Origin of the sequence: Nonomuraea sp. NPDC052129 (assembly GCF_040680095.1) — a bacterium.
GTDB lineage: Bacteria > Actinomycetota > Actinomycetes > Streptosporangiales > Streptosporangiaceae > Nonomuraea.
In genome coordinates this window covers 500,238-514,576 of the sequence record NZ_JBFAVX010000003.1, presented here as the reverse complement: position 1 = coordinate 514,576, position 14,339 = coordinate 500,238, and the positions used below count along the sequence as shown (strand labels likewise).

Below are 14,339 nucleotides of genomic sequence, written 5' to 3'. Positions count from 1 at the left end.
ATCCTCGCGACAGCCGTCAGAGGAGACCCCGTGCGTCCAACCGCCGAAATGTGGCCTTTCCAACCGACCGTTCGCTACGCCCGTACCGTGGCCGAGGCGTTGCGTGCCGAGACGATCGGCGGCATCGTCATGCTGGCGGCCACGATCGCCGCGCTGATCTGGGCGAACGTCGCTCATGAGGGCTACACCGCGCTCCAGCACACCGCGCTCGGCCCGATGGAGCTCTACCAGTGGGCGCAGCACGGCCTACTGACGATCTTCTTCTTCGTGGCGGGGCTGGAGGTCAAGGAGGAGTTCGTCCACGGGGAGCTGGCCAACCTGCGCAAGGCCGCGCTGCCCATCTTCGCCGCCTTCTGTGGCATGGTCGTGCCCGCGCTCGTGTACCTCGCGGTGAGCTGGGGAGCGCCGGACGCGGCGCGTGGCTGGGCGATTCCCACCGCCACCGACATCGCCTTCGCGCTCGCCGTGCTGGCCGTGACCGCGAGCTCGATGCCTCCGGCGCTACGGGCGTTCCTGCTGACCAGCGCGGTCGTCGACGACCTCGGCGCCATCACCATCATCGCCGCCTTCTACACCGCCCATCTGAACCTCCTCATGCTGCTGGCCGGCGCCGCCCTGATCGCCGTCTACTGGGTCCTGCAGCGCTCGGGCGCCGGGCGGCTGTGGATGTACCTGCCGCTGGCCGTAGGCGCCTGGTACGCGGTGGAGGTCAGTGGCGTACACGCGACCGTGGCGGGAGTGGCGCTCGGCCTGCTCACCCGTGTCACGACGCGAGAGCACGAGACCCGCTCCCCGGCGGAGGCCGCCGACCACTATCTCCGCCCCATCTCCGCGGGCCTCGCGGTGCCGGTCTTCGCGTTCCTGTCGGCGGGGGTGAAGCTCGACGGCTCCAGCATCGGCGGTATCTTCTCCGATCGGGTAGTTCTGGGAGTGATAGCCGGGCTCGTGATCGGGAAGTTTGTGGGTGTGTTCGGCGGTGCCTGGCTGTCTGTACGGCTTGGCCTGGCGAAACTGTCCAAAGAGCTCCACTGGCGGGACATGGCGGCGGTGTCGCTGCTGGCCGGGATCGGGTTCACGGTGTCGCTGCTGATCGGCGATCTGGCGTTCGGCGCCGACCGGGAGCGGGTCGACGCTGTGACGACCGGGATCCTGTTTGCCAGCCTCACCGCGTCCGTCCTGGCGGCGCTACTGCTTCACGTACGGATGCGCAAGCGGCGCATCGCGCTGGATGATGTTTGACACGGCCACCAGGCCTCGATAGGAGACGTTCATGCCCCAGACTCCCGAGGAAGAATCCCTGGGCTCGCTGGTCGCCCAGGCGAGCGATCACATCTCGACCCTGATCCGCTCGGAGATCGAGCTGGCCAAGGCCGAGTTCAGGTTCGACGCCAAGCGGATCGGCACGGCCGGCGGCCTGTTCGCCGCCGCCGCCTTCATGGCGCACCTGTGCCTGATCCTGGCCTCGTTCACGATCGCCTTCGTGCTCGCCCAATGGTTGCCGAACTGGGTGGCCTTCCTCATCGTCACTGTCTTCTATCTGCTGGTGGCCGGGCTGCTGGTGTTCATCGGGATCCGTAGGCTTAAGGGGCTGGCCGGGATGAAGCGTACGGCCAGGTCGATCAAGGGACTCAAGGAGATCGCCAGTCCGGAGAAGGAGATAGAGCCGGTGACCAGTGATGGCACCTGACGAGTCGGTCGTCCAGATCGAGGGACCGTGGAAACACCGGCAGGTGCACGCCGGCGGCACCCGCTTCCACGTCGTGGAGGCAGGTGAGGGGCCGCTGGTCCTGCTGCTGCACGGGTTCCCGCAGTTCTGGTGGACATGGCGCAACCAGCTGCGGGCGCTGTCGGCGGCGGGATACCGCGCGGCCGCGGTGGACCTGCGTGGCTACGGCGGCAGCGACAAGCCGCCGCGCGGCTATGACCTGCCCACACTGGCCGGGGACGCCAGCGGCCTGATCCGGGCGCTCGGCGAGACCGGGGCCATCGTGGTCGGCCACGACTGGGGCGGGCTGCTCGCCTGGACGATGGCGGTGCTCGACCCCAAGTGCGTACACCGGCTGGTCACCGTATCCGCGCCGCACCCCCTGCGGCTGCGCAGGTCGCTGCTGACCGACCCGTTCGGTCAGCTGAGGGCGACCAGCCCGGCGATCGGCTATCAGGTGCCGTTCCTGCCCGAGCGCCGGCTCACCCGTAACGGCGGCTCGCTGGTCGGCAGGATGCTCGACGCCTGGTCGGGGCCCGGCTGGCCGGACGAGGAGACCGCCCGCGTCTATCGCGACGCGATCCGCATCCCGACCGTCGCCCACTGCGCGCTGGAGTATCACCGCTGGTTCGGCCGCTCCCAGTTCCGCCCCGACGGCCTGCGTTTCGCCAGGACGATGCGCGCCCAGATCGAGGCCCCCACCCTGCACCTGCACGGCGCCCTCGACCACCGAGTGCTGCCGCGTACGGCCCTCGGTTCGGGTCGCTACGTGGCCGCCCCATACCGGTGGCGGCTGATCGAGGGCGCAGGCCACTTCCCCCATGAGGAGACCCCCGACGTGTTCGACGCCGAGCTGATCGGCTGGCTGTCCGATTCGGAGCCTGGCCGATGAGAGACCGCGACCCCGAAGGCAAGCCGCGCAACGCCCGGCCACGCGACGCCTATGGCCGGCCACTGCCCTATGGCTCGACCGGCGTGGACCGAGTGCCCGACGACTACGCGCCCACCACGCCACAGGCCCTGTCCGACGGGCGCCGCTTCCTGAGCGAGGGCCTGCCGTTCAACGCCCACGAGGTGTTCGAGGGCCGCTGGAAGTGCGCCCCCGACGACGAGCGCGAGCTGTGGCAGGGGCTGGCGCAGATCTGCGTCGGGCTGACGCACCTGCAGCGCGGCAACGGGCGCGGGGCGCTGACCCTCTTCAGCCGGGGTGCCGCGCGCGTGCAGTCGTACGGGACGCCGTACGACTCGGTGGGGCGGGCGGCGTCGGGCCTGAGCGACGACAGCGACCCGGCGCAGGCCATCGAGCTGATCCTCAGCCGGCTGCCTGGCTAGTCGCACTCCTGCGTGCCTGCCGGGGTGGTGTCGTTTCGGCCCTGGTCGGCGTCTGGCCTGACCTCGTTGGCCGTCAGTACGTAGCCCGTGTCCTCCTGGCTGACCGCGGCGGCGAAGACGACGCCGAACACCTGTCCGTTGACGGTCAGCAGCGGGCCGCCGGAGTTGCCGGGCAGCACCTTGCCGCGGATCGCGTAGACCTTCCTGGTGACGTTCCGGCTGCGGTAGATGTCGGGGCCCTCGGCGTTGAGCTGGCTGCGGATGCGGGCGGGTTCGGCCGTGAAGCCCTGGCCCTTGGGGAACCCGGCGACGATGGCGTTCTCGCCCTTCTCCGCCTCGCCGTCGAAGGAGAGCTGCGGCAGGCCCAGCCCGGGCACGTACAGGATGGCGATGTCGCGCTGCGGGTTGTAGCGCACGACGGTGGCCGGGTGGCGCTTGTTGTCGTAGGCGAGGACCTGCAGGTCACGCGTCACGCCGGCGACCACGTGCGCGTTGGTCATGATCCGGTCCCTGGCGTAGACGAAGCCGGTGCCTTCGATGAGCTTGTTGCAGCTCTCGGCGTTGCCCTGGACCTTGACGATGGCCCGTTGCGCCCGTTCGAGCTTGGCGCCCTGGAGGATGCTGCGCGCCGGCGGCGGCACGTCGACGAGCTGCCCCGCGCCGATGGCGTCGAACACCGGCGGGAACTCCGACCGGTCGATGAACTTCTTGAACGGCTGCTGCCAGTTGCGCGCGGTCTGCGGGATCGAGTCGTCGACCGTGGTGAGCAGCATGGAGTTCTTCACCTGGTCGACGAGCGGGGTGAACGCCGTCGACACGATCAGCGAGCCGATCAGCCAGGCGATCACCAGCACGGACAGCGCGCTGGCGAACGTACCGCCGACCGCGTCCGCGACCTTGGCCGGCTCCCAGGTGACATGGCTGCGCACCACGGCGCCGATCGTCGAGGAGGCGAACTGCCCGATCGTCGCGGCCAGGAACACGATCACGATGGCCAGCAGCGCCTGCGGCGTGTCACCGTCGACGACGGCCTTGGAGATGGGGGGCGCGATGAAGACTCCGAGCACCGCCCCGCCGACGAAGCCGACGAAGCTCATGGCACCGATGATGAAGCCCTGCCGGTAACCCGAGACGCCGAAGGCGATCACGAGGCCGATCAATATGAGGTCAAGCAGATCACCGCGCACGTTTCAAAGGTAACCAGCGATTCGGTCAAGTGTGCACGTCTTCCTCAGGACGGCGACACGCGCTGGTTACGTTGGGCGGCATGCCGCCCAACGACGAAACAGTGCGCGGCCTCATCGAAGCAGCTCTCGGCGACGACGATCCCGACGGGGCGGTGCGCTGGCACGTGATCTCCGTACTACGGCAGCGTGGCGATCTTGAGTCCTTCATCGAGGCGCGGCGGCTCTGCGCGGCGGACGACGTCACTCAGCGCCTGCTCGGGGTGGACATCCTGGGCATGCTCGAGGCGTACGTGGATCGGATCCTGCCCGTCCTGCGCTATCTGGCGGCCAGCGAGGACGACGTCATGGTGCTCTACTCGGTGCTCATCGCCTTCGGCCACCTGGCCGACCCCCGGTCGCTACCGTCAGTGATGGATCTGGCCGGGCACGAGGACCCACGGGTCAGGTACGGCGCCGCGTACGCGCTCCAGCACGTACTGGGCGACCCGCCGGACCGGGCCGGGCTGAACGCGCTGCGGGCGCTGGCGGCCGACAGCGACGCCGACGTGGCCGACTGGGCCTCGCTCGGCGTCGCCCTGGCCACAGGCGACCAGGACCGCCTGGACCCGCTCGTCTGAAGCGGGCCGCCCCACGGGAAGCGGGCCGCCCACAGCTCCGTCTGAAGCGGTGCTTCAGCCCCGTGAGGCCATGTCCAGGACGTCGGGCGGCATCTCCTCCACCCGCCCGGGGTCCCACGGCCGCTCAAGCCCGCCTTCGCGCAGCACCCCGTCGAGCACCATCGCGGTGAACCCCCACACCAGCATCCCGCGCACCCGGAAGGCGGGCCCGGCGTAGCCGCCCGGATGCCGCAGCGTGAACCGGTTGCCCGGATCGACCAGCTCGGCGATCGGCACCCGTTCCACGGACTCGACCTCGGCGGGCGAGGCCGCGTGCACCGCCGACGGGGTACGCCACCAGCCGACGACCGGTGTGACCCGGTTGTCGCTGCGCCAGATGTAGAGCTCGGGCATCGTGCAGAGCACGGTCACGCCCCGTGGATCGAGACCGGTCTCCTCCTCGGCTTCGCGCAGCGCCGCCCCGACGGGCCCGCCGTCCTCCGGGTCCACGCCGCCGCCGGGGAAGGCCGGCTGGCCCGCGTGCCTGCGCCCGCGCGAGCTGCGCTGGATGAGCAGCACGTCGGGCCCGAGCGGGCCCTCGCCGAACAGCAGCAGGACCGCCGCGGGCCGCCCTCCCTCAGCGGGCGGGCGCAGCCCGGCGGGCACCGAAGTGAGTACGGCCTGCGCCGCGAGCGTGTCGAGCCAGTCGGGCACCTGAGTCACGCAATCTCCAACACACCAGGGGTTCGGGGACTTCCCTACTCAGGAAAAGGGGCCCGGTCTGACGAGCTTCTGGGCCTTGGCGGCGTCCGTGGGGCCCGTGCCGTACGAGGGGCAGAGGGCGGCCAGCGGGCAGACGCCGCAGGCCGGCGTACGCGCGTGGCAGATGCGGCGCCCGTGCCAGATGACCCGGTGCGAGAAGATCGTCCACTCACGTTTGGGGATCAGCTCCCCCACCACGTGCTCGATCTTGACCGGGTCGGTCTCGTCGGTCCAGCCGAAGCGGCGGACCAGCCGCTGGAAGTGGGTGTCGACGGTGAGCCCGGGCGCGCCGAAGGCGTTGCCGAGCACCACGTTGGCGGTCTTGCGGCCCACGCCGGGCAGCTTGACCAGGTCCTTCAGCTTGCCGGGCACCACCCCGCCGTGGTGCTCGCACACCGCCTGGGCCATGCCGATGATGCTGTTGGTCTTGGCCCGGAAGAACCCCGTCGAGCGGATGATCTCTTCCATCTCGGCTCGGTCGGCGCCCGCATAGTCATCCACCGTCGGGTACTTGGCGAAGAGTAGCGGAGTAACCATATTGACCCTCTTGTCCGTACACTGCGCCGAGAGGATCGTCGCGACCAGCAGTTCGAGCGGGGTACCGAAGTCGAGCTCGCAATGAGCCTCGGGGTAGGTTTCCGCCAGGATGCGATTCATCCGGCGTGCGCGACGCACGAGGGCGAGCCTGGACTCAGTGGGCATTCCCATAGCCTACGTGCGCCGCCTGGAGTGGGGTGCGTCACAATGGCAGCAGAGGAGGCAGAGTGAACACCGAAGATGTGCTGGGCAAGGCCCCCCTGTTCGCCGCGCTTGACCGCGAGAGCGCCGCGGCGCTACGGACGAGCATCACCGAAGTCCAGCTGTCCAAGGGGCAGACGCTCTTCCACGAGAACGAGACGGGCGACCGGCTCTACGTCGTGCTTGAAGGCAAGATCAAACTATCGCGCACCTCGCCCGACGGCCGCGAGAACCTGCTCAGCGTGCTCGGCCCGAGCGAGATGTTCGGCGAGCTGTCGCTGTTCGACCCGCGCCCCCGTACGGCCTCCGCGACCGCGCTGACCGACGTGCGCCTGGCCGGGCTGGGCCACGACGACCTGCGCCCCTGGCTAACCGGCCGGCCCGAGGTGGCGCTCCACCTGCTGCGGGCGCTGGCCCAGCGGCTGCGGCGCACCAACGACGTGCTGGCCGACCTGGTCTTCACCGACGTGCCCGGCCGGGTGGCCAAGCAGCTGCTCGACCTGGCCGAGCGGTTCGGCACCAAGACCGACGACGGGCTGCGCGTCCACCACGATCTCACCCAGGAGGAGCTGGCCCAGCTCGTCGGCGCCTCCCGCGAGACGGTCAACAAGGCACTCGCCGACTTCGCGCAGCGTGGCTGGCTGCGCATCGAGGCCAAGGCCGTGGTCATCCTCGACATGGACCGCCTCTACAACCGCTCCAGGTAGTCCAGCTGGGCCCGCACCGACATCTCGGCCGCGGGCCAGAGCGAGGTGTCGACGTCGCTGTAGACGATCTCCACGATCTGGCGGGGCGTCTTGGCGCCCTGCCGCAGCGCCGCCCTGATCTGGTCGAGGCGCTGGCGCCGGTGCGCGATATAACCGTCCAGTACGCCGATCGGGTCGGCCAGCACCGGACCGTGGCCCGGCAGCAGCGCCGCCACACCCAGCTCGTCGGCCATGGCCCTGAGCCGGTCGAGGCTGCGCAGATAGTCGGCCAGGTCGCCGTCGGGGGCGATCACCGTGGTGCCGCGGCCGAGCACGGTGTCGCCGGTCAGCATGGCCTGGTCCTGGGGCAGCCAGAAGCAGAGCGAGTCGAACGAGTGCCCCGGCGTGCCGTACACGCGCACCTCGACGTCACCGGCGGTCACCACGTCGCCGTCGCCCAGCCCCTCGTCGCCGAGCCGGTGCTTGGGGTCGAGCGCCCGCACGGGCGCGCCGACCAGCTCGGCGAAGCGCCGGGCGCCGCCGCTGTGATCGTGGTGGCCGTGGGTGAGCAGGATCCAGCTCACCCGGCGCTCGGCCAGGTGGTCGGCGACCCGGCGCAGGTGCCCCTCGTCGTCGGGGCCCGGATCTATGACGATGGTGTCCCGGTCGCCGATGATCCAGGTGTTGGTGCCGTCCAGGGTCATGGGCGACGGGTTGGGCGCGAGCAGGTTCTCGGCGTGGGTCGTACGGGATCCGTCGGGCGAGCCGGCCGGAATGTGCAGACCGCTCATGTCGTCACCAGCTGGAACTCGCCGTCGACCTCCACGACCCTGGGCAGGATCGTGACGATCTCCCGCCGCGCGGCCAGGACGTCCGCCACGGAGTCGCAGGCGGCCAGCTCGGTCAGCGTGCGATAGGTGGGTGGCATCAGGAAGATCTTTCCCTCGTGCGCCAGCTCGACGGCGTCGGCCGGGCGCTTCCAGTCGACCTGGTCGGCTTCGCCGCCGACGTCGCGGGTGCGCTGCCCCTCAGGGAGTACGGCGGCGAAGAAGCGGGTGTCGAAGCGCCGGGCCTCGATCTCCGGCGTGATCCAGTGCGCCCACGGCTTGAGCAGGTCCGAGCGGAGCACCAGGCCGCGCTTGGCGAGGAAGTCGGCGAAGGACAGGCTCCTGTCGATCAGCGCGAGCCGGTCGGCCTCCCAGTCGCCTCCCGTGGTGTCGTCGACCACCGAATCGGGCCCCGGCCCCGCGAGCAGCACCCCCGACTCCTCGAACGTCTCCCGTACGGCCGCGCAGACCAGCCCGCGCGCGACCCCCTCGTCCGCGCCGAAGACTGTGCCCCACTCCGCCGGAGACGGCCCGGCCCAGGCGACGGCGTGGTCGGTGTCACGGGGATCGACCGAGCCGCCGGGGAAGACGTACGCGCCCGCGGCGAAGGCCATCGTGGACTTGCGCCGGAGCAGATAGACCTCCGGCCCCTCACGCAGGATGACCACCGTGGCGGCGTCCCGCGCGGGGACCGGCTGGACGCGTCCGGCGAGGATGTCCCTCGCCCGCTCGGCGAGCTCGTCTGGGAGTTGAAGACCAGTCACATGACCTCCTTCTAGAACAACTCAGGCTTCTAGAACATCACTCGGGTCATGGTGACATATCCCGACTCTCAGGAGACCTCGGCGATCAGCTCCACTTCGACCGGAGCGTCGAGCGGCAGGGACGCCACGCCCACGGCGCTGCGGGCGTGCTTGCCCGCATCACCCAGCACCTCGGCGAGCAGCTCACTCGCGCCGTTGGCGACCTGGGGCTGCTGCGTGAAGGCCGGGTCGCTGGCCACGAACGCCACGACCTTGACGATCCGCACGACCTTCGCCAGGTCGCCGACCTCGGACTTCAGCGCGGCCAGGGCGTTGAGCGCGCAGATCCGGGCCAGCTCGCGGGCGTCGTCGAGGCCGACCTCGGCGCCGACCTTGCCGGTCTGCGCGAGCTTGCCGTCGACCATGGGCACCTGGCCCGAGGTGTAGACGAGGTTGCCGGTCCGTACGGCCGGCACATAGGCGGCCAGCGGCGCGACGACCTCGGGCAGCGTCAGCCCGAGTTCGGTGATCTTCTCTTCGGGCGTCACTGCTTCTCCCTCTTGAAGTAGGCGACAAGCTGCTCGGGCGTGGCACCCTGCAGGATCTGGACCAGTTCCCAGCCGTCGGCCCCGAAGTTGTCCAGGATCATCTTGGTGTTGTGGATCAGCACCGGAGCCGTCAGGTACTCCCATTTCTTCATGGAGGCCAGCGTAGGAGAAGCGCAACCCGGGGCGCACCGCACGCCACGATGTGAGCTATCTCAAAGGGTGGTCGTCGGCATTCGGCAAGTGACCGTTCGGTAGCCTCGAAACGTGGACTCTCGGGACACCGATTGGGACGGCGTGCGGCTGCACGTGGTCACCGGCAAGGGCGGCACAGGCAAGACCACGGTCGCCGCGGCCCTCGCCCTGGCACTGGCCTCGGGCGGGCGCAAGGTGCTGCTCGTCGAGGTGGAGGGCAGGCAGGGCATCGCGCAGATCTTCGACCTGCCACCGCTGCCGTACGAGGAGCGCCGGATCGCCGTGGCCCCATCAGGCGGCGACGTCTACGCGCTGGCCATAGACCCTGAGGAGGCCATGCTCGAATACATGGAGATGTTCTACGGCATGCGCAGGGCGGGGCGGGCGCTGACCAAGATGGGCATCGTCGACTTCGCGACCACCGTGGCCCCCGGTTTCCGCGACGTCCTCGTCACCGGCAAGACCTCCGAGGCCGTACGCAGGCGCGGCAAGAACGGCAAGCGGATCTATGACGCCGTCGTGCTCGACGCGCCGCCGACCGGCCGCATCTCGCGCTTCCTGAACGTCACTCAGGAGGTCGCCGGGCTGGCCAGAGTCGGCCCGATCAAGAACCACTCCGATCTGGTGAGCAAGGTCGTGAAATCTCCGGAAACGGCGGTGCACTTCATCACCTTGCTGGAGGAGATGCCGGTTCAGGAGACGCTCGACGGCATCGCCGAATTGCGGTCGGCGGGGCTGCCGCCCGGCGGAATCTTCATCAACATGGTTCGTGAATCACTGCTTCCACAGGCCGCACTTGACAGTGCTGTCAAGGGCCGATTCGATGTCGCCGAGCTCACACTCGGGCTCAAGGCGGCCGGTCTGTCCGACGGCGCCTCCACAGTGGCGGAGGCTCTGGCGGAAGAGGTCGCCGAGCATGCCCGCCGTACCGAGCTGGAGCGAGCCGAGCGCGCCTCTCTGGCGGAGGCGACGCTGCCGTCCTATGAGTTGCCGCTGCTGGCCGACGGCGTCGATCTGAGCGGCCTGTACGAGCTGGCCGAGGCCATCCGCACCCAGGGAGCAGCGTGAAGAAGCCCCCCGTACTCGACGTCGACGCCATTCTCGACGACCAGGGCACCCGGATCATCGTCTGCTGCGGCGCCGGCGGCGTGGGCAAGACCACGACGGCCGCCGCGCTGGGGCTGCGGGCCGCCGAGCGCGGCAGGTGCGCGGTCGTGCTGACCGTCGACCCCGCGCGGCGGCTGGCGCAGTCGATGGGGCTCACCGAGCTCGACAACACCCCGCGCCTGATCAGCTCACCCGAGGGCGGCGGCCAGCTGTTCGCGATGATGCTGGACATGAAGCGGACGTTCGACGAGATCATCGAGGCGCACGCCGACCCCGACCGGGCCCGCCAGATCTTGTCGAACCCGTTCTACCAGTCGCTGTCCTCCAGCTTCGCCGGCACCCAGGAGTACATGGCGATGGAGAAGCTGGGCCAGCTGCGCCGCTCGGACGAGTGGGATCTGATCATCGTCGACACGCCGCCCTCGCGGTCGGCGCTCGACTTCCTCGACGCCCCCGAGCGGCTCGGCCGTTTCCTCGACGGGAGGTTCATCCGGCTGCTGACCGCGCCGGCCAAGGCGGGAGGGCGGAGCGCGTTCCGGCTGCTCAACGCCGGGTTCGGGATCATGGCGGGCGCCATGACCAAGCTGCTGGGCGCGCAGGTCATCAAGGACCTGCAGACGTTCGTGTCGGCGTTGGACGCGGTCTTCGGCGGGTTCAGGCAGCGCGCGGAGATGACCTATCGGCTGCTCCAGGCGCCGGGTACGGCTTTCGTGGTGGTGGCCGCACCGGAGCGCGACGCGATGCGTGAGGCCTCCTACTTCGTCGAGCGGCTCGCTGAGGAGCGCATGCCCCTGGCTGGCCTGGTGGTCAACCGGGTGCACGAACCCACCGCAGCGGCGCTCTCGGCCGCGCGCAGCGCCGCCGCGGCGGAAGACCTGGAGTCGCGGGGCGAACACGAGTTGACCGCCGCCGTACTGCGGCTGCACACCGGCAGAATGCAACTCGCCGCCCGCGAACACCGGGAGCAGGACCATTTCCTGTCGGCCCACCCCACAGTGCCGGTCGTCCAGGTACGTGCGATGTCGGAGGATGTCCACGATCTAGCGGGTCTGCGCCGGATCGGGGAACTCCTCGCGAGCACATGAGAGTACGGCCGGTGCGAGCACCGGCCGTACGCCCGAGGCTAGGGTCAGCCTGCGATCAGCTCGTTAGTCCGTTCGTACTCTTCCTTGGCAGACTCAAGCAGCTCTCGCCATGAGTCCACGTCAGGACGCCGCCGTAGCAGAGCCCGTCGTTCCCGTTCCGTCATGCCGCCCCACACGCCAAACTCGATGCGGTTGTCCAGCGCATCGGCGAGGCATTCGGTACGGACCGGGCATCCTCGGCAGATCAGCTTCGCCCTGTTCTGTGCGGCTCCCTGGACGAACAGTGCGTCCGGGTCCGCTCCTCGACAGGCGGCACGGGAGGTCCAATCCGTGATCCACATTTCGACCCCACTCCCCTTAGGTGGTCAGTCGTCATTTGGGGCCGACGGGCGCGGGCGCCGAGCCTCCGTATTCAGTTGCCGCAGAGGAGAACGTACGCAACTAGACGTTCGGGCCGACAGACCCCAGAGGACCAATTTCTCGCTGGAGTCTTGACCGGGAATGACTAGTCACCCCCGTCAGTCAAGGCGAAATGGTGCCGAGTTACCGATAAGGTCACTCATTCGACGTACTCTTGGACTTGTGCAAGCTCAGGGCAAAGATCGTTCCTCGCCGATCTTGAACATCGCGCGGCTGATCGCCGCGGGCGCGGTGGCGGGAGTGCTCACGGCCGCCATAGCCCTTCCCGCGGTCGGTGGGGCGGGGATATCCGCCAAGTCCGCGATGACGGGGATCAACCTGAAGCCCGAGGACCTGGCCGAACCCCCGTTGCCCGAGCGCACGGAACTGCTGGACGCCAACGGCAAGAAGATAGCCCAGTTCTTCTACGAGAACCGCGAATCGGTGAGTCTCGACAAGGTCGCCCCCATCATGCGGACGGCGCTGATCTCGATCGAGGACTTCCGGTTCTATCAGCACGGCCCGATCGACGTGGAGGGCACGGCCCGAGCCCTCGTCAAGAACCTCACCCAGGGCGGCGTGACCCAGGGTGGCTCGTCGATCACACAGCAGTACGTCAAGCAGGTACTCCTCAACTCGGCCGAGACCAAAGAGGAGCAGGCCGCGGCCATCGAGACCAGCGTCGGCCGCAAGCTCAACGAACTGCGCTACGCCATGGCGGTCGAGAAGAAGTACTCCAAGGACCAGATCCTTGAGAAATATCTGAACATCGCCTACTTCGGCGCCGGTGCGCACGGCATCCAGGCCGCCTCCAAGCGCTTCTTCGGCAAGCCGGCCTCCGCGCTCAACCTCGTGGAGGCGGCCACGCTGGCGGGCGCCGTCCAGAACCCCAACAGGACCGACCCGAACGTCAGCAAGGCGAGCAGGGAGCTGCTGAAGGCCCGCCGCAACGTCGTCCTCGACCGGATGGCCGAGCTCGGCAAGATCACGCCGCAGGAGGCCACCGAGGCCAAGGCCAAGAAGCTCGTCTTCAAGGACACCAAGGTCGAAGGCGGTTGCGAGGAGAGCAAGTACCCGTACTTCTGCCTCTACGTCCAGAACGAGATCCTCAACAACGAGGATTTCGGCAAGACCCCCAAGGAGCGCCTCAAACTGCTCCAGCGCGGCGGTCTCACCATCAAGACCACGATCGACCCGAAGATGCAGAAAGCCGCTGAGAAGGCCATCAAGGAGTACGTCAGCACCAAGGACAAGCCGGTGGCCTCGCAGGCGATGGTCGTGCCGGGCACCGGCGAGATCAAGGCGATGGCGGCCTCGCGCAAGTTCGGCGGCAGCAAGAAGAAGAACGAGATGAGCTACAACGTCGTCGCCGACGCCAAGCACGGCGGTGGCGGCGGCTTCCAGCAGGGCTCGACGGCGAAGGCCTACACGCTCGCCACAGCGCTCGAGGAGGGCCTGAAGTACGGGGACGGCTACCCGGCGCCCGCCGGCTTCACCGCGTCCGGCTACGGCGCGTTCAAGAACTGCGACGGCAAGCGGGTCGGCGACCCCACGCACGAGGTACGCAACTCCAGCGAGGGCGGCGGCGGCTTCAAGACGCTGCAGACCGGCACCTGGGGCTCGGTCAACACCTTCTTCATGCGACTGGAGGAGCGCGTCACGCTCTGCAAGGTCGTCAAGCTGGCCAAGCGGATCGGGCTCAAGCGGGCCGACGGCGCGAAGCTGCGGGAGTTCGAGACGTTCACGCTCGGCATCAACGAGGTGGACCCGGTCACCGTCTCCAGCACCTACGCCGTCTTCGCCTCACGCGGCCAGTACTGCAAGCCGCTGGCGATCACCGAGATCAAGGACCGCAACGGCAAGGCCACCCAGTACAAGCCCAAGTGCTCCAAGGTCATGGAGGAGGAGGTCGCCGACGCCGTCAGCGGCATCCTCTCGGGCGTGTTCACTAAGGGCACGATGCGTGAGGTCGGCGGCATCGGCCGGGACGCGGCGGGCAAGACGGGCACCACCGACGGCTACACGGCCGCCTGGTTCGCCGGTTACACCCCGAACCTGGCCTCCGCCGTCAGCCTCGGCGACCCGCGTGGCGCCTTCACCCATAACCTGATCGGCGTCACCATCGGCGGCCGCTACTACAGCTACGTGTACGGGGCGTCGATCTCGGGCCGCATCTGGAAGCAGGCGATGATGGGGGCGCTCAAGGGCGTCGAACCCACCGAGTTCACGCCGGTCAACCACGAGCGGTTCGGCGGCTGCGCCGACAACTGCGCCCCCAAGCCAAAGAAGGAGAAGAAGGACGACGAGCAGGGCGGCCCGCCGGACAACTTCTTCGACCAGTTCGACCAGTTCAACCGCGACGATAACAACGACCGGGGACGCGGGCGCGGGCGCAACTGACCTGAGTGGCCTGAGTGCCCTGGGTGCCCGCG

General features: G+C 68.9%; 17 protein-coding genes. 9 read left to right on the top strand and 8 right to left on the bottom strand.

Going from position 1 to position 14,339, the window contains the following annotated elements:
* Nucleotides 1-30: 30 nt before the first annotated feature.
* Genes nhaA through AB0L53_RS10485 form a run of 4 tightly spaced genes read left to right on the top strand, consistent with a single transcriptional unit; the run spans nt 31 to nt 3,037 of the window.
* Nucleotides 31-1,239: a Na+/H+ antiporter NhaA gene (gene nhaA / locus AB0L53_RS10500; protein ID WP_363992684.1), complete on the top strand. Its 1,209-nt coding sequence runs from the start codon at nt 31-33 to the stop codon at nt 1,237-1,239.
* Nucleotides 1,240-1,270: 31 nt separating this feature from the next.
* Nucleotides 1,271-1,687 (top strand): phage holin family protein, encoded by a 417-nt coding sequence (locus tag AB0L53_RS10495; protein WP_358547118.1) that lies wholly within the window; start codon nt 1,271-1,273, stop codon nt 1,685-1,687.
* Nucleotides 1,677-2,597 carry an alpha/beta hydrolase gene (locus tag AB0L53_RS10490; RefSeq protein ID WP_363992683.1) on the top strand — a complete coding sequence of 307 codons (921 nt, stop codon included), beginning with the start codon at nt 1,677-1,679 and terminating at the stop codon, nt 2,595-2,597. The genes AB0L53_RS10495 and AB0L53_RS10490 overlap by 11 nt, the downstream gene beginning before the upstream one ends.
* Nucleotides 2,594-3,037: a DUF309 domain-containing protein gene (locus tag AB0L53_RS10485; RefSeq protein WP_363992682.1), complete on the top strand. Its 444-nt coding sequence runs from the start codon at nt 2,594-2,596 to the stop codon at nt 3,035-3,037. The genes AB0L53_RS10490 and AB0L53_RS10485 overlap by 4 nt, the downstream gene beginning before the upstream one ends.
* On the opposite strand, the gene AB0L53_RS10480 is transcribed toward AB0L53_RS10485, so the two are convergent.
* Nucleotides 3,034-4,224: a MarP family serine protease gene (locus AB0L53_RS10480; RefSeq protein WP_358547126.1), complete on the bottom strand. Its 1,191-nt coding sequence runs from the start codon at nt 4,222-4,224 to the stop codon at nt 3,034-3,036. The genes AB0L53_RS10485 and AB0L53_RS10480 overlap by 4 nt on opposite strands.
* A gap of 80 nt (nt 4,225-4,304) precedes the next feature.
* Between AB0L53_RS10480 and AB0L53_RS10475 the strand changes: the two genes are divergently transcribed.
* Nucleotides 4,305-4,841 carry a HEAT repeat domain-containing protein gene (locus AB0L53_RS10475; RefSeq protein WP_363992681.1) on the top strand — a complete coding sequence of 179 codons (537 nt, stop codon included), beginning with the start codon at nt 4,305-4,307 and terminating at the stop codon, nt 4,839-4,841.
* Between the two features lie 54 nt (nt 4,842-4,895).
* Here the strand turns inward: AB0L53_RS10475 and AB0L53_RS10470 are convergent, their stop codons facing one another.
* A complete protein-coding gene (locus AB0L53_RS10470) occupies nt 4,896-5,543 on the bottom strand; it encodes a CoA pyrophosphatase (RefSeq protein ID WP_357954479.1) in 648 nt (215 codons plus the stop codon).
* A gap of 39 nt (nt 5,544-5,582) precedes the next feature.
* Entirely contained in the window at nt 5,583-6,284 is a 702-nt protein-coding gene (nth, locus tag AB0L53_RS10465) for an endonuclease III (RefSeq protein WP_363992680.1), read from the bottom strand.
* A gap of 62 nt (nt 6,285-6,346) precedes the next feature.
* Here nth and AB0L53_RS10460 point away from each other — a divergent pair, with 62 nt between their 5' ends.
* Nucleotides 6,347-7,027, top strand: coding sequence for a Crp/Fnr family transcriptional regulator (locus tag AB0L53_RS10460; RefSeq protein ID WP_185069893.1), 681 nt, complete (start codon nt 6,347-6,349; stop codon nt 7,025-7,027).
* Here AB0L53_RS10460 and AB0L53_RS10455 read toward each other — a convergent pair.
* From AB0L53_RS10455 to AB0L53_RS10440, 4 genes are all read right to left on the bottom strand, one after another.
* Entirely contained in the window at nt 7,009-7,797 is a 789-nt protein-coding gene (locus AB0L53_RS10455; protein WP_363992679.1) for an MBL fold metallo-hydrolase, read from the bottom strand. The two genes, AB0L53_RS10460 and AB0L53_RS10455, sit on opposite strands and share 19 nt — an antisense overlap.
* The gene (locus AB0L53_RS10450) at nt 7,794-8,597 is read right to left on the bottom strand and encodes an NUDIX hydrolase (RefSeq protein ID WP_363992678.1); all 804 of its coding nucleotides are present in this window, start codon (nt 8,595-8,597) and stop codon (nt 7,794-7,796) included. Before AB0L53_RS10450 ends, AB0L53_RS10455 begins: the two co-directional genes overlap by 4 nt.
* A 68-nt stretch (nt 8,598-8,665) precedes the next feature.
* Complete coding sequence (locus AB0L53_RS10445; protein WP_363992677.1) at nt 8,666-9,124, bottom strand: RidA family protein; 459 nt, start codon at nt 9,122-9,124, stop codon at nt 8,666-8,668.
* Nucleotides 9,121-9,276: a hypothetical protein gene (locus AB0L53_RS10440; RefSeq protein WP_165959776.1), complete on the bottom strand. Its 156-nt coding sequence runs from the start codon at nt 9,274-9,276 to the stop codon at nt 9,121-9,123. The genes AB0L53_RS10445 and AB0L53_RS10440 overlap by 4 nt, the downstream gene beginning before the upstream one ends.
* A gap of 112 nt (nt 9,277-9,388) precedes the next feature.
* Here AB0L53_RS10440 and AB0L53_RS10435 point away from each other — a divergent pair, with 112 nt between their 5' ends.
* A complete protein-coding gene (locus AB0L53_RS10435; RefSeq protein ID WP_358180291.1) occupies nt 9,389-10,384 on the top strand; it encodes an ArsA-related P-loop ATPase in 996 nt (331 codons plus the stop codon).
* Complete coding sequence (locus AB0L53_RS10430) at nt 10,381-11,508, top strand: ArsA family ATPase (protein WP_357954467.1); 1,128 nt, start codon at nt 10,381-10,383, stop codon at nt 11,506-11,508. The genes AB0L53_RS10435 and AB0L53_RS10430 overlap by 4 nt, the downstream gene beginning before the upstream one ends.
* 44 nt (nt 11,509-11,552) lie before the next feature.
* Here AB0L53_RS10430 and AB0L53_RS10425 read toward each other — a convergent pair whose 3' ends face one another.
* Nucleotides 11,553-11,849 (bottom strand): WhiB family transcriptional regulator, encoded by a 297-nt coding sequence (locus AB0L53_RS10425; protein WP_148036282.1) that lies wholly within the window; start codon nt 11,847-11,849, stop codon nt 11,553-11,555.
* Nucleotides 11,850-12,126: 277 nt separating this feature from the next.
* Between AB0L53_RS10425 and AB0L53_RS10420 the strand changes: the two genes are divergently transcribed.
* Nucleotides 12,127-14,307, top strand: a complete 2,181-nt coding sequence (locus AB0L53_RS10420) for a transglycosylase domain-containing protein (protein WP_363992676.1) — start codon at nt 12,127-12,129, stop codon at nt 14,305-14,307.
* The last annotated feature ends 32 nt before the right edge of the window (nt 14,308-14,339 follow it).

Bases quoted from the DNA above. Each gene is read 5' to 3' on its own strand.
- AB0L53_RS10495 (WP_358547118.1), top strand. From the start codon at position 1,271: ATGCCCCAGACTCCCGAGGAAGAATCCCTGGGCTCGCTGGTCGCCCAG.
- AB0L53_RS10490 (WP_363992683.1), top strand. From the start codon at position 1,677: ATGGCACCTGACGAGTCGGTCGTCCAGATCGAGGGACCGTGGAAACAC.
- AB0L53_RS10485 (WP_363992682.1), top strand. From the start codon at position 2,594: ATGAGAGACCGCGACCCCGAAGGCAAGCCGCGCAACGCCCGGCCACGC.
- AB0L53_RS10475 (WP_363992681.1), top strand. From the start codon at position 4,305: ATGCCGCCCAACGACGAAACAGTGCGCGGCCTCATCGAAGCAGCTCTC.
- nth (WP_363992680.1), bottom strand. From the start codon at position 6,284: ATGCCCACTGAGTCCAGGCTCGCCCTCGTGCGTCGCGCACGCCGGATG.
- AB0L53_RS10455 (WP_363992679.1), bottom strand. From the start codon at position 7,797: ATGAGCGGTCTGCACATTCCGGCCGGCTCGCCCGACGGATCCCGTACG.
- AB0L53_RS10440 (WP_165959776.1), bottom strand. From the start codon at position 9,276: ATGAAGAAATGGGAGTACCTGACGGCTCCGGTGCTGATCCACAACACC.
- AB0L53_RS10425 (WP_148036282.1), bottom strand. From the start codon at position 11,849: ATGTGGATCACGGATTGGACCTCCCGTGCCGCCTGTCGAGGAGCGGAC.